A 13,422-nucleotide genomic window follows, 5' to 3' on the forward strand; every position below is an offset into this window, starting at 1 on the left:
CTATCGCCTTGGGCGCCTCTGAGCAGATGTCATTGTGGATGATGGATTATCGGTCAGATGTCCAACGACCGTTGTGTAGCTTTCCGGTCGTGTACCGCCTTACACCCTTGCGTCAGCAGTCTTTTGATGTTGCCTTTCATGCCTTCCTGCTGCATGCGGTGTCCACAGGGGATGTATTTGCACTTAATTCCGGTGATGTGCTTATCTACGCGGAAGTCTTGCGGGCGTTCCACGGGTTTACTGGTCACTGAGAGATAGAGTTTTCCCAAGTCGCCAAGGTTGACCACTTGTCCTTCACTCAATGCCAATCGAATGGTGGAAAAGAGTTCTGCCATGACCATCCGCACATCGGAAACCTTTGCCGAACAGTTGGCTTGTATCCGTTCTTCTATCTGTTCGAGCGTCAATTCTGCACCACGTATGGTGTGGGCATAGTACATGCCATAATGATTGCGAGACTTAATTTCTCCCTTTACCAACATAAATTTTACTGCCATAATCTTCGTGTGTTTAAATGATATGAGTTAATTGTGACTGCAAAATTAGCAAAAAACGATAGCGAAAGCAAATCTATTCATACCCCATTACTACCCTATCAATATTGTTTGAGGCAGCAAATCAATTTGTTTTCCTCAGCAAATCAATTTATTTTGCCGAGCAAATCAATTTGATTTCCTCGGCAAATCAATTTGATTTGCTCACCCATACTCCGTCTAAAGCGCAACAACATGCTATATTTCTGCAAGTTACACGCGTTTCACGATCTATTGACAAATATCACTTATCATCGTCATGATACCACAACACACTAAAAAGGGGAAGTCGCCCTTAGGCAACTTCCCCATTATCATCATGTTTGTTGATTTTCGATTTGTACTGCGACAAAGCTGTCGCGCGTACGTTTTTAGATTTTGTTCTGCAACTTCATATCGATTACTATACCTGTTGCAACAGCTGCAGCGCAGAGAACAGTGGCAATTGCCATAATTTCAAATACTACCATAATAGTTATCCTTTCTTTGTGTTTTGTTATTACTTTGAGGTCTGCCCGAAGGCTCGCCTCGTTTTTTTCATCTCTTAAATGAGTTACTTACCAAGATTAACCTTGTTGTTCACTCTGACTGCCTCAGCAATCGTAATGGCTACAACAGCCACAATTAACAATACTAAAGTCATGTTCTTCCTTTCTTTTTAATTTGTGTTATCCTGTAATTGTTATCCTGTGCATTTCTCTTAATGCGATGCAAAGGTACGCACTAAATATCAACCTTGCAAGCATTGTGTGCGCAAACAACACAAAAATACCCTATTCTTTGACCCATATCAAAGATTTGACATGTATCAATACATCTTCACGGAAATGTAACTATATAGCTGGGGAATATCGGATTCATAGTGCTTCATACGGCAGTATATTGTATAATAAGGTGTAAGGAGGGAGGAGAAACAGACTTTGGCGCTACGCGCCCAAGGTACTCACGCTCAAGAATAAAAAAGAAAATTGCTTTTTTCTTTTTTATTCTGCTCGCTTATTCGTACCTTTGCCTACGGAAACATGAAGACAACAAACATCATCATCAAGATACTGATGCCTCTTGTGCTGGGCGGAGCGATACTCTATTGGATGTATCGTGGGGAAAACTGGCAAGAGATGCAACACGTTATGACCGACGAAATGGACTGGACGTGGATGCTTCTCTCCTTTCCTTTCGGCATACTCGCACAGATGTTCAGAGGGTGGAGATGGCGTCAAACGCTCGAACCAATGGGCGAGCACCCTCGCCACTCCGTCAGCATTCATGCCGTTTTCCTATCCTATGCCGCCTCACTCATCGTGCCGCGCGTGGGCGAGTTTACTCGCTGCGGCGTGTTGAAGCGCTACGACAACATCTCGTTTCCTAAGGCATTGGGGACGGTGGTCACCGAGCGCGCCATCGACTCACTACTCGTCATGGGCATAACCGCTGTGGTTTTGCTCTTCGAAATGAGCACTTTCGGCATGTTTTTCCATAAGACAGGCACCAACCTCAGCACCATTCTCCACAATTTCTCATGGACAGGCTACTTCGTGGTGGCTATCTGTCTGCTGGCACTGATGGTGTTGCTCCACTTTCTGCTGCGCAAACTCTCGTTCTACGATAAGGTGAAAGCCACGCTGAAAGGCATTTGGCAAGGAGTCATCTCGCTCAAAGACGTAGCCAATGTGCCACTGTTCATCGTCTTTACCGTTGCCATTTGGCTGAGCTACTTCCTACACTATTACCTCACATTCTTCTGTTTCGACTTCACAGCAAACCTCGGCATAGGATGTGCCATGGTCACTTTCATCGTAGGAAGCATTGCAGTTATCGTACCGACACCCAACGGAGCCGGGCCCTGGCACTTTGCCGTAAAGACCATGCTGATACTCTACGGCGTGGCAGACACGCAGGCACTCTGCTTCGTGTTTATCGTACACACCATACAGACACTACTCGTGGTGGCACTCGGCATCTATGCCTGCATCGCGCTTGCCTTTACCCATCGCCACAACAGCATCGGGAAAAAAACATCAGAAACAACATTGTTCAACAAATTATAAAATTTCAAAGACTATGAACGAAATCACAAAACTGGATCCACAGTGCATCTGGAAAAACTTCTACGCCCTGACACAAGTACCACGCCCAAGCGGACATCTGGAGAAAATTCAGCAGTTCTTACTCGACTTCGGCAAACAGGTTGGGGTCGAAGCATTCAAGGACCCAGCAGAAAATATCGTTTTCCGCAAACCTGCCACACCGGGCATGGAAAACAGAAAAGGCGTCATTCTACAGGCTCACATGGACATGGTGCCACAAAAAACACCAGACTCACCACACAATTTCGAGACCGATGCCATCCAACCATGGATTGACGGAGAATGGGTGAAAGCCACAAACACCACACTCGGAGCTGACAACGGACTCGGCGTAGCAGCTATCATGGCGGTAATGGAAGACAAATCACTCGTGCACGGACCTGTGGAAGCACTCATCACTGCCGATGAGGAGACCCACATGGTGGGTGTCAACAACCTGCCCAGTGGTGAACTCCATGGCGATATCCTGCTCAATCTCGATACCGAGCTATGGGGCGAATTTGTCATTGGTTCGGCTGGTGGAGTGGATGTTACTGCCACGCTCGACTATCAGGAAGTGGATACCGACCCCACAGATGTTGCCGTTAAGGTGACACTGCAGGGACTCCGCGGCGGACACAGCGGCCTGGAAATCCAAGAAGGACGCGGCAACGCCAACAAGATGATGGTGCGCTTTGTGCGCGAAGCCATCGAAGAGACCGAAGCACGGCTGGCTTCATGGCACGGCGGAAACATGCGCAATGCTATTCCATTCAAGGCTGAAGTGGTGCTCACCCTGCCGAAAGAGAATGTAGAGGCACTCAAAGAACTGGCTGCCGACTGGCTCGCCGACTTCCAAGAGGAGTATGCTCCCATTGAAAAGAACATCCAGTTGACCGTAGAAGAAGTGGCAACACCAGCCAAACAGGTGCCCGTAGAACTGCAAGACAATCTCATCAACGTCATCTACGCTTGCCACAATGGTGTGTTCCGCATGATTCCCCACTATCTCGACGTAGTAGAGACATCGAGCAACCTTGCCATCATCGACATTGCGGAGGGTAAGACTGCCATGAAGATTCTCGTACGCTCAAGCCGCGAAGACATGAAAGAGAATCTCGTGAAGACCCTCGAAAGCTGCTTCAACATGGCTGGCATGAAGGTAGAAGCTACAGGCGATTATGCCGGTTGGGACCCCAACCCCGACTCAGAAATCCTCGGTCTGCTGCTCAAAGAGTATAAGGAGCTGTTTGGAAAAGACGGTGTCGTACAGGTAGTACACGCCGGACTGGAGTGCTCCGTCATACTCGGCAAATACCCACACCTCGATGTGGTGAGCCTCGGCCCGACGCTCGAATCACCTCACACTACGACCGAACGCGCACTCATCAGCACCGTGGAACCCTTCTGGCAACTGCTCAAGAAAACACTGGCTGATATTCCTGAGAAATAACAACCAACGGTCGGTGCATGCAAACAAACAGCACCGAAAGACCGTATCATACCCGTCAATGGCAGACACCTGATGTGTCTGCCATTGACTTTTTTGTTGCCTAAAGAGAAAGAAAAAACGAAAAAACCTTTGCATTTTCAACTGATTATTGTAATTTTGCAAGCAATAAAACCAAAGTAACAACATAAAATGGACGACTACCCGGCGGATAATTACAATTCGTAAGGCGTGAGGAGCAGCATGGCAAGACAGCTAATCCTCTTGCCACAAAGTCATTTGCACCAAAAAGGATTAGCACAATGAAGACATTCTGGAACACTAACAACGGACTGACCCAAATCAAAGAGTGGCAGCCCAACTGTTGGATACAGGTTACATGCCCAACAGAGGAAGACAGTCAACTGCTCGAAGAACAGTATAACATTCCCGATTATTTCCTATCCGACATCAGCGATACCGATGAGCGGGCACGTTATGAGTACGACGATGGTTGGATGCTCATCATCCTGCGTATCCCCTACGTCAAAGAGGTACGCTCACGTACGCCATATACCACCGTGCCACTGGGTATCATCCATAAGCGCGATGTCACCATCACCGTATGCTACTACGAAACCAATATGATGATCGACTTCGTTTCGTTCCAGCAAAAAAGAGCTGAGGGATTCACCGACCATGTCGATATGATTTTCCGACTCTTCCTGTCGTCGGCTGTTTGGTATCTGAAACGACTCAAGCAAATCTCTATGCTCATCGACAAAGCCAAACGAAACCTCGACCGCGAAGTAAACAACGAGAGTCTTATCGGACTGTCAAGACTGCAAGACTCACTCACTTACTTCAACACATCTATCCGTGGCAACGAGGTGCTGCTCTCCAAACTGAAATTTAAACTGCAGATTGACGAACTCGACGCCGACCTCATCGAAGATGTAAACATCGAGATGACACAGGCACGGGAAACTACCAATATCTATTCCAACATTCTCGAATCAACAATGGATACCTATCAGAGCATTATCAACAACAACATGAACACCATCATGCGTACGCTCACATCGGTAACCATCATACTCATGCTACCCACACTCATATCAAGTTTCTTCGGTATGAACCTCATCAACGGCATGGAGACAAGTCCCATAGGCTTCGCCATCGCCATCATTCTGTCACTCATTATATCAGTGGCATCATGGGCAGTTTTCAGACATAAACGACTCATTTAAGGGAAAAAATATCAATTTTCTGACATAAAATTAGGCTGTTTCAGATATTTTGCGTACTTTTGAAGCCTATTATGTGTACTCTAACCCATTTTCATGAACTCAAACATTAAGATGATGGACTCTCAAGAACAAACGCTCGAACAAGAGCGCAACATCCAGCAGCCAACGGCTGAAACAGAGCAAAATGCACTGCAACAGCACGAGCGTAAGCAGTATCAGAACAAACAGGAAGTGCTCGAACGCGTGCGCGAAATAGCACAAAGCGATGAAGCACCACAGAAAGACGAAGTGGATTACCTCAAAACGGTATTCTACAAACTGCACACTGCCGAACGCGAAGCTAAGCTCAAAGATTATATTGCCAATGGAGGAAACCCCGACACCTACCAAATCGTACCCGACGAAACAGAGGAGGCCTTCAAAGCAGAGATGAGCATCATCAAGGAAAGAAGACAGAAACTATTCCTCGAGCAGGAGCAGGAAAAACAAGACAACCTGCAGAAGAAACTCGATATCATAGAGAAAATCAAAGCGATGATTACATCGCCTGAAGAGGCAAACAAGTCGTATAAAGACTTCAAAGCACTGCAAGAGGAATGGAAAGAAATAAAAAATGTGCCCGTAGAAAAAGCCAACGAACTGTGGCGAAACTACCAGCTCTATGTGGAACAGTTCTACGATCTGCTCAAACTCAACAGTGAAGCACGCGAATACGACTTCAAGAAGAACCTTGAAAAGAAAACACGTCTATGCGAAGCTGCGGAGAAACTCGCTGAAACACCCGATGCTATCAGTGCATTCCATCAACTACAACAGCTTCATCAAGAGTATCGCGAAACTGGCCCTGTGGCTAAAGAGCTACGCGAAGAAATATGGGCACGATTCAAAGCTGCATCTACCGTTATCAACAAGAAGCACCAGCAGTATTTCGATGAACGAAAGGCACAAGAGGAAGAAAACCTCACCCGCAAGACTGCACTCTGTGAAAAAATAGAGGCAGTCGTTAAGGAAGACAATAAAAACAGCAACGATTGGGATAAACATACCAAGGCTATTATGGAGTTGCAAGCCGAGTGGAAAACCATTGGCTTTGCACCACAGAAGATGAACGTCAAAATCTTCGAGCGCTTCCGTAAGGCCTGCGACGAATTCTTCAAAAACAAAGCTGAATATTTCAGAAACAGAAAGGAAGAATATAAGAACAATGCCGATAAGAAACGTGCACTGATAGAAAAAGCGAAAGCCTTGCAGGATTCTACCGATTGGAAATCGACAAGCGATAAGTTTATCAATCTGCAAAAAGAGTGGAAAACTATCGGTACTGTGCCCAAGAAAATGGGCGACCAAATGTGGCAGGAGTTCAACGGCATCTGCAACAAGTTCTTCGAAGCGGCTAATGCTGCTGGAGCGGGCACACGAAGCGCGGAGCACCAGAACCTCAACAAGAAGCGCGAAATTGTGGAGCAACTCAAAGCGCTCACCGAACAAGCTGGCGACGACCTTCAGGCTAAGGTGCAGAAACTCGTGGCAGAATATCAAGCCGTAGGTCATGTACCCTACAAAGAGAAGGACAAGATCTATGAAGAATATCATGCCATACTGGATAAACTCTACAAGACACTGAACATCAGTTCTGCCAAGCGCCGACTCAACAATTTCAAAGACAACCTCAAACAGGTGGCTGGACGTGGTGAAAACGCCCTCGACAACGAGCGGGCACGATTGATGAGACAGTATGAGCAGTTGAAAAACGAGGTGCAGACCTACGAAAACAATCTCGGTTTCCTCAATGCGTCATCTAAGAAAGGAAATTCACTCATCGACGAAATGAACAGAAAAGTACAGAAATTGAAAGACCAAGTGCAGTTGGTGCGCGAAAAGATCAAAGCCATCGATAGCAATAAACAACAGTAAACAGCATCGTCATACCAGATACAGACAAAGGGAAAGGTCAACAACCTTTCCCTTTGTTGTTATTCTCCATGCCCCAACTGCCGGTTGCTTAATTGTTCTAACGATGGTCGAACGGTGGTCAATCGGTGGTCAATTGCCCAACATCGACCACACCATATACTTTTGAATCTCTGCATATTAGAACAAAAGGTGGTCGATGGTCACAAAATGATGACGTCGCGTGCGCGTGTGTGTGCGCATACACACGCGAGAGATATAAGAGGAGAATATCGATAAAAGAAACAGAAAAGAATAGGCAGCATTGAGAAGTTTTAACGTCAAACAACCACATATTGATAGAACTTTGAACGCTATAAGACGGAGGTAGGCGCTGCACGACGAAGGTACTATCGTTCGGAAAAGCGAAAGAAAATTTCTGTTTTCTTTTGCTTTTCACTCACTTATTCGTACCTTTGACGCTATGCGACGAAGGTACTCTCGTTCGGAAAAGCGAAAGAAAATTTCCGTTTTCTTTTGCTTTTCACTCACTTATTCGTACCTTTGCAGTCGATTTTAAAATTAAGAGAATGCAGGATATCCGTAACATTGCGATTATCGCACACGTGGACCACGGCAAAACTACGCTCGTGGACAAGATGATGCTGGCAGGAAACTTATTCCGTGAGGGACAAGACCTAAGTAGCCAAGTATTGGACTCCAATGACTTGGAACGCGAAAGAGGCATCACAATCCTTTCCAAAAACGTAAGTATTAACTGGAAAGGTACAAAAATCAACATCATAGACACTCCAGGACACTCCGACTTCGGAGGCGAAGTGGAACGCGTACTCAACATGGCAGACGGTTGTCTGCTACTGGTCGATGCGTTTGAAGGACCTATGCCACAGACTCGCTTCGTGCTGCAAAAGGCATTGGAAATCGGTCTGAAACCTATCGTGGTGGTGAACAAAGTAGATAAACCCAACTGCCGACCAGAGGAAGTATATGAAATGGTGTTCGACTTGATGTTCTCTCTCGATGCTACAGAAGACCAACTCGACTTCCCTGTAGTATATGGTTCAGCTAAAAACGGATGGATGGGCGAAGACTATAACAAGCCTACCACCGATATCACTTATCTGCTCGACAAGATTGTTGAGGTGATTCCAGCACCAAAACAGATTGAGGGCACTCCACAGATGCTTATTACAAGTTTGGACTACAGCAGCTATACCGGACGTATCGCTGTGGGACGTGTACACCGTGGACATCTGAAAGACGGACAGCAAGTAACCATCTGCCACCGCGATGGTTCGCAGGAGAAAACAAAGATAAAAGAGTTGCACGTGTTCAATGGAATGGGCCACCAGCGCACAGAACAAGTAGATTGCGGCGACATCTGTGCCGTAATCGGATTGGAGAAATTTGAAATCGGTGATACCATCTGCGATGCAGAAAATCCCGAAGCAATGCCTCCTATCGCTATCGACGAACCTACCATGTCGATGCTCTTCACTATCAATGACTCACCATTCTTCGGTAAAGAGGGTAAGTTTGTGACTTCAAGACATATCAGCGAGCGACTGAACAAGGAACTGGAGAAGAACCTTGCGCTGCGCGTAAGGCAAGTGGAAGACGCTAACGACCGCTGGATAGTAAGCGGACGTGGTGTGCTGCACCTCTCGGTACTCATCGAGACCATGCGTCGTGAGGGCTATGAACTGCAGGTGGGACAGCCTCAGGTAATCTATAAAGAGATTGACGGAGTGAAATGCGAACCTATCGAAGAACTCACCATCAATGTGCCTGAGGAATTTGCCTCTAAGATGATTGACATGGTGACACGACGCAAAGGCGACATGACCTCGATGATCAATCTCGGAGAACGTGTGGATATCGAATTTAATATCCCTTCACGAGGCATTATCGGACTGCGTACCAATGTATTGACAGCATCGCAAGGTGAGGCTATCATGGCACACCGCTTCAAAGAATATCAACCTTACAAGGGCGATATAGAGCGCCGTTCCAACGGTTCGATGATTGCCATGGAAACTGGAACTGCTTTCGCCTACTCTATCGACAAGTTGCAAGACCGTGGTAAGTTCTTCATCGATCCAGGCGAAGATGTATATTACGGTGAGGTAGTCGGCGAACATGTTCACGACAACGACCTTGTGGTGAATGTGACAAAAGCCAAACAGCTGACCAACGTACGTGCTTCAGGTTCGGACGATAAGGCTCGCATCATACCGAAAACAGTGATGTCGCTCGAAGAGTGCTTGGAGTATATCAAGGAAGACGAACTCGTAGAGGTTACTCCTAAGTCAATGCGTATGCGTAAAATTATCCTCGACCACGACCAGCGCAAAAAGGCTAATAAGTCGTAACCGAGGATATATGAATCGGATATATCCCACATCGGCAAACAGACCGATGGAGGATAAATAATAAGTCTGGATTATTCCGGATAGTGGAGGTTCTCATCAGTAGCATGATCGAGAACCTCTTCTACATATCGGCGGGCTTCAAGACGTGCCATGGGAAGGTCGTGGAGCAACCAGTTGCCGCAATCGCGAGGTGCAGCACCGGGTATCTCGCCTTCATAATCTGCAACGAAACGGAAGGTGCGGCGCATGAGATCGAGGATGTCACGACTCTCGTAATCACCACGAATCAAAAGGTAATTACCAGTCAGACAGCCCATCGGTCCCCAATAGATGATGCGATCTTTCCATTCTGCATCGTTGCGCAGATAGGTAGCAGCAAGATGTTCGATAGTATGGATGGCACCGTTGTGGAGCACGGGTTCACGGTTGGGCTCCTTCATACGGATATCAAAAGTGGTAACGGTCTCACCACCTACTTGGTCTTTGCGACTCACATAGATGCCACGGAGCAAACGCTCATGGTCTATCGTAAAACTGGGTATCTTATTCATATAGCGATTCTACAAATGTCTTGGTTACTTGAAAAGAGTTTTCGGCAATGGTATTCCAAAAGTCATGATACATGGAAGCATCGGTATCGCGAAGGGGAATATCACTCACCACACGAAACGAGATGAAGGGTACTCCATACTTATAGCACGTTTGGGCAATGGCTGCCGACTCCATATCAACGGCTTTGGCTTCGGGGAAATGGCTGATGATGTCACGCATCTTGTCTTTGGAATCAACAAACCAATCGCCAGTGACAATCAATCCGGGATGGACAGAAAAGCCTTCACACTTCACTTGACAGGCTTTCGCCAATAATTGTCCATCGGCTTTATAACGGGAAGGCATTCCCTGCACCTGACCATAAACAGTGGTTTGATCGATTGAAGTACCGCAATACACATCATGGTAACTCACTTCTGCACCTACCACAACATCCTGAACATGGATATCATCGCCGTTGCCACCAGCACATCCACTCGACACAATGACATCGGGATGGTGCCTGCGAATCATTTCGGCAGCACCTAAAGCTGCATTGACCTTACCAATGCCACACTTCTCAACAACCACGTTGCCATCGGTGAAGAGGTGTTGTAATTGTTGCAATTCTTTGTCCATTGCAACGATAATTCCTATTTTCATGTTTTGTTTCTATTGATTTATGCATGCAAAGTTACGAAAATTTGTGTAAAATGGTTATCTTTGCACTCAGAAACAAAAACAAAACGGTTATGAAAAGTTTGAAACAGTGGCTACCAGACATCTTGGTAGTGATTTTGTTTGCGGCAATATCGTTTGCCTATTTCTTCCCTGCAGATATTGAAGGACGTATCCTATACCGGCACGACTCATCGGCAGGACGTGGCGCCGGACAGGAAGCATCAGAGTATTATCAACGTACAGGAGAACGCACAAGATGGACCAATTCGCTCTTCGGAGGTATGCCTACCTATCAGACGTCGCCATCATATCATAGTACCGACACCATTGCACAAGTGGGCAATGCCTACCATCTATGGCTGCCGGAAAACGTATGGTATGTGTTTGCCTATCTATTGGGATTTTATATCCTGTTGAGAGCATTCGATTTCAGATGGTATCTTGCTACACTGGGCGCTGTTGTATGGGCATTCTCCAGCTACTTCTTTATCATCATTGCCGCTGGACACATTTGGAAAGTCATTGCACTGGCTTATCTACCACCGATGATTGCCGGTGTAGTATTGGCTTATAGGCGAAAATATATGCTGGGACTCCTGGTCACTGCACTATTCTCTGCACTGGAGGTATTGGCAAATCATGTGCAGATGACCTACTATTTCCTGTTTGTTGTAGTAGCAATGGCTATTGCCTTCATCATAGAAGGTGCGATGAAGAAAGACTGGAAACATCTAGCAAAAGCTACTGGTGTATGTATAGCGGGTGCTACAATCGGTATTTGCATCAACATGTCGAACCTCTACCATACATGGCAGTATGGCAAGGAGACGATGCGTGGACAAAGCGAACTGGTGAAGAAGAATACCGCTAACCAAACATCAAGCGGACTGGATCGTGACTATATCACACAATGGAGCTACGGAATAGACGAGACTTGGACCCTGTTGGTGCCCAACACTAAAGGTGGTGCCAGCGTGAGCATTGCCTCTGATCCCACTGCCATGAAAAAAGCAGATGCAGAGGTGAGCGACTTCTTCCAGAATACATTCAACATGAATATCTACGGCAGTTTCTCGGAATACTGGGGTACACAGCCTATGACTGCAGGACCTGTATATGTCGGTGCCTTTGTATTGATGCTGTTTATCCTCGGACTGTTTATCGTCAAAGGCCCCATGAAGTGGGCATTACTGGCAGTCACTATTCTTTCTATCCTCCTATCATGGGGTAGAAACTTCATGCCGTTTACCGATTTCTTCCTCGATTATGTGCCGATGTATGCTAAGTTCCGAACGGTGGCATCTATTCTTGTCATTGCTGAATTTACCATTCCACTGCTTGCCATGTTGGCACTGAAAAAAATAGTGGATGAACCCGAAATACTGAAAACACAGAAGAAGTGGTTCTATCTTTCATTCGGACTTACCGGTGGACTGGCACTATTGTTTGCGATACTGCCAGACGTATTCTTTGACTTCAATTCCATACACGATGCAGATGCCATCAATGGACTCAACGCTCAATTGACAAATGTGTTGGGCAACTATCCCGATATGCTTGCCAACTATCAGCAGAATATATATCCGCGCATCTTGCCAAGTCTGGCCGCCATGCACAAAGCCGTATTCACTGCCGACTGCATTCGATCATTTGTCATCATTGCTATCGGTACTGCACTACTGCTTCTTTTCAGCATGAAGAAAATACGCAAGGAATGGCTCGTGGGAGCATTGGTTGTGCTCTGTCTGGTGGACATGTGGCAAGTGAACAAACGATACCTCAACGATGAAATGTTTGTTTCAAAGACGGTACGTGAAGAACCTGTACAGAAGTCGTCTGCCATTGACCATATCCTACAGGACAAGACACTCGACTTCCGTGTGCTCAATCTGGCAGGCGACACCTTCAACGAAAACGAGACAAGTTTCTACCTGAAGAGTATCGGTGGATACCATGCTGCTAAGTTGCGCCGTTATCAGGAGCTCATTGACGAACATATCAAAAAGGAGATTCAAGGTCTCGCAACTGCTTTCAACGAGGCACAGGGTGATATGACCAAAGTAAATGGCGACTCGATTTATCCAGTGCTCAACATGCTCAACACCAAATATTTCATTCTGCCACTGCAAGCCAACCAAACGGTACCGATAGAAAACCCATACCGCTATGGCAATGCTTGGTTTGTGGACCAAGTGGATTATGTGGAGAATGCCAATGCCGAGATTGACGCACTCGATAAGATTGACCTGCGTCATCATGCAGTTGCTGACAGCAAGTTCAAGGATATATTGGGCAACAGCACACAGCAAGATGCTGTTAGCCTTGTCACACTCAAGAACTATCAACCCAACGAACTGACCTACGAAGTGCAGTCGGGCAAAGGCGGAGTGGTGGTATTCTCTGAAATATACTATCCAGGATGGACTGCCACAGTAGACGGCGAGCAACAAGAGCTGGGACGTGTCAACTATGTGCTCCGTGCCTTGAACGTGAAGCCCGGACACCATCAGGTGGTGCTCACCTTTAAACCGAAGAGCATCACACATACTGAAACCATCGCCTATATTGCTATGGGCATCATGCTCTTGCTGATTGTGGTATTGATTGCTGAATATATTCGTCGCCAGCGACAAGCCAAGTCATAGAAAC

The 13,422-nt window shown here is 46.4% G+C and carries 9 protein-coding genes; 6 read left to right on the forward strand and 3 right to left on the reverse strand.

Annotation, left to right across the window (positions count from 1 at the left end; genetic code table 11):
* Positions 1–53: 53 nt before the first annotated feature.
* A complete protein-coding gene (locus tag CIK96_RS02380; protein WP_144007340.1) occupies positions 54–497 on the reverse strand; it encodes a hypothetical protein in 444 nt (147 codons plus the stop codon).
* Positions 498–1,555: 1,058 nt separating this feature from the next.
* Between CIK96_RS02380 and CIK96_RS02385 the strand changes: the two genes are divergently transcribed.
* The 5 genes from CIK96_RS02385 (at position 1,556) to typA (ending at position 9,561) form a co-directional block, all read left to right on the forward strand.
* Positions 1,556–2,581: a lysylphosphatidylglycerol synthase transmembrane domain-containing protein gene (locus CIK96_RS02385; protein ID WP_094439426.1), complete on the forward strand. Its 1,026-nt coding sequence runs from the start codon at positions 1,556–1,558 to the stop codon at positions 2,579–2,581.
* A 13-nt stretch (positions 2,582–2,594) separates the two neighbouring features.
* Complete coding sequence (locus CIK96_RS02390; protein ID WP_094439428.1) at positions 2,595–4,052, forward strand: aminoacyl-histidine dipeptidase; 1,458 nt, start codon at positions 2,595–2,597, stop codon at positions 4,050–4,052.
* 299 nt (positions 4,053–4,351) lie between these two features.
* Entirely contained in the window at positions 4,352–5,278 is a 927-nt protein-coding gene (locus CIK96_RS02395) for a magnesium transporter CorA family protein (protein WP_094390169.1), read from the forward strand.
* A 111-nt stretch (positions 5,279–5,389) separates the two neighbouring features.
* On the forward strand, positions 5,390–7,192 hold the full coding sequence (locus tag CIK96_RS02400) for a DUF349 domain-containing protein (RefSeq protein WP_094439478.1): 1,803 nt from the start codon (positions 5,390–5,392) through the stop codon (positions 7,190–7,192).
* Positions 7,193–7,758: 566 nt separating this feature from the next.
* The gene (typA, locus tag CIK96_RS02405; protein WP_094436545.1) at positions 7,759–9,561 is read left to right on the forward strand and encodes a translational GTPase TypA; all 1,803 of its coding nucleotides are present in this window, start codon (positions 7,759–7,761) and stop codon (positions 9,559–9,561) included.
* Positions 9,562–9,632: 71 nt separating this feature from the next.
* On the opposite strand, the gene CIK96_RS02410 is transcribed toward typA, so the two are convergent.
* Entirely contained in the window at positions 9,633–10,112 is a 480-nt protein-coding gene (locus CIK96_RS02410) for an S-ribosylhomocysteine lyase (RefSeq protein WP_094390171.1), read from the reverse strand.
* On the reverse strand, positions 10,105–10,755 hold the full coding sequence (gene mtnN, locus CIK96_RS02415; RefSeq protein ID WP_094439430.1) for a 5'-methylthioadenosine/S-adenosylhomocysteine nucleosidase: 651 nt from the start codon (positions 10,753–10,755) through the stop codon (positions 10,105–10,107). The genes CIK96_RS02410 and mtnN overlap by 8 nt, the downstream gene beginning before the upstream one ends.
* 89 nt (positions 10,756–10,844) lie before the next feature.
* On the opposite strand from mtnN, the gene CIK96_RS02420 reads away from it, so the two are divergent.
* Complete coding sequence (locus CIK96_RS02420; protein WP_094439480.1) at positions 10,845–13,418, forward strand: YfhO family protein; 2,574 nt, start codon at positions 10,845–10,847, stop codon at positions 13,416–13,418.
* Positions 13,419–13,422: the final 4 nt, after the last annotated feature.

The sequence above is a fragment of the Prevotella sp. P4-98 genome (genome assembly GCF_002251405.1).
Classification (GTDB): domain Bacteria; phylum Bacteroidota; class Bacteroidia; order Bacteroidales; family Bacteroidaceae; genus Prevotella.